We start from the raw sequence: 1640 nt of genomic DNA, 5'->3' as shown, positions 1-1640 counted from the left end.
GAGGTTCCCCGCAATGAGGCGCTGACCTCGACCATCGCGATGGCCTCGATCCTGTTCAGGCTGGAACGGGCCGGAGCGCTCACCGTCTGCCGCAGCGCCGGCGATGTGCGCAATGCCATGGCGCAAGGGTCGATCGCCGCGGTGTTCCACATCGAAGGGGTCGAGGCGATCGATCCCGAGCTCACCATGCTCGACGTGCTGCATGAAGCCGGCCTGCGCTCGCTCGGCATCGTCTGGAGCCGTCCGAACGCCTTTGGCCACGGCGTGCCGTTCCGCTTCCCGTCTTCGCCCGACACCGGCCCTGGCCTGACCGATGCCGGCAAGGCGCTGGTCAAGGCCTGCAACCAGTTGAAGATCATGATCGACCTGTCGCATCTCAACGAGAAGGGCTTTCGCGATGTCGCCGCACTCAGCGATGCGCCGCTGGTGGCGACCCATTCCAACGTGCACGCGATCTGCGGCCATTCGCGTAACTTGACCGACTGGCAGCTCGGCGCGATCCGCGAAACCGGCGGCATGGTCGGGCTGAACTTCGCAACCGGCTTCCTGCGCGAGGACGGTCGCATGAATGCCGACACCAGCCTCGATATCATGGTGCGCCATATCGATTCGCTGCTGCAGGCGCTGGGTGAGGATGGCGTTGGTCTTGGCTCCGATTTCGACGGCGCCATGATCCCGGCCGTCATCGGCGATGTCGCCGGCCTGCCGAAGCTGATCGATGCATTGGCGGCACGCGGTTTCGGCCGCGCGCTGATCGAAAAAATCGCCTATCGCAACTGGCTCAATATGCTCGAGAAAACGATAGGTTAGAGACAGCCTGCGGCATGGTGTGTTCGGCCCGCCGGCATATGTCGACAAGGACATAGTTCGTCGGTGGAAGCCGGATACGATTGGGTGGATAGCCGGCAATGCTGGAGACCTTCACGGATGAGGGCGGCGAATTCGAGCGAGCCGATGTCGTCATCGTCGGTGCGGGTTTCACCGGCCTGTCGGCGGCGCTTGAGATGAAGAAGGCCGGCATCGATTTCATCCTGCTCGAAGCACGCGACCGCGTCGGCGGACGCGTCGAGTCCCGATTGAACGGACTTGGCGAACGCATCGATGGTGGTGGCCAGTTCCTGTGCGAGGACATGCCGGAATTGATGGCCATGGTCGAGGCGCGCGGCAAGACGCTGGTTGAAACCTATGTCGATGGCGACTTCATCACCCAGCCGACGATGTCCGCACAACGAGCTGAGCGGACCTATCATGCCGCGATGGCGATCCGCGAGCGCATGAACGGGATCGATCCGGACGATGCCTCGATTGCCGGACTGACCGTCGCCGACTGGCTTGCCTGCCAGCACGATTCGGCCGATGCAAGGATGGCTTTCCGTTCGATGATCGAAGGTCTCTGGTGCATGGCGCTGGACCAGATTCCTCTCTGGTATTTGATCGACAATGACCGGCGGGTCACCAACGAGGTGACGGAACTGCAATATTCTGTGCGCGAAACCATGCATTCGCTGGCCGACGATCTGGCCCGCGACCTTGGCGATCGGTTGCGGCTAAGCGAGCCGGTCACGCGCATCGAGCACAGTTCGCCAGGTGTTCTTGTCGTTTCGGCCGGGGGTGCCGTCGAGGCGCGCACGGTTCTGGTT

The 1640-nt window shown here is 62.8% G+C and carries 2 protein-coding genes; both read left to right on the top strand.

What is annotated here, in order from left to right:
• Window positions 1-810: dipeptidase (locus EN994_RS30370; protein ID WP_127308099.1), on the top strand; the 810-nt coding region annotated here is incomplete at its 5' end.
• Between the two features lie 98 nt (window positions 811-908).
• Window positions 909-1640, top strand: a 732-nt coding sequence (locus tag EN994_RS30365) for an FAD-dependent oxidoreductase (RefSeq protein WP_127308098.1), incomplete at its 3' end; no start/stop codon positions are given.

The sequence above is a fragment of the Mesorhizobium sp. M7A.F.Ca.CA.002.09.1.1 genome (genome assembly GCF_003998555.1).
GTDB classification, from domain to species: Bacteria; Pseudomonadota; Alphaproteobacteria; order Rhizobiales; family Rhizobiaceae; genus Mesorhizobium; species Mesorhizobium ciceri.
Note: the sequence above shows the minus strand (reverse complement) of the source record. Positions and strands in the feature narration are given on the sequence as shown.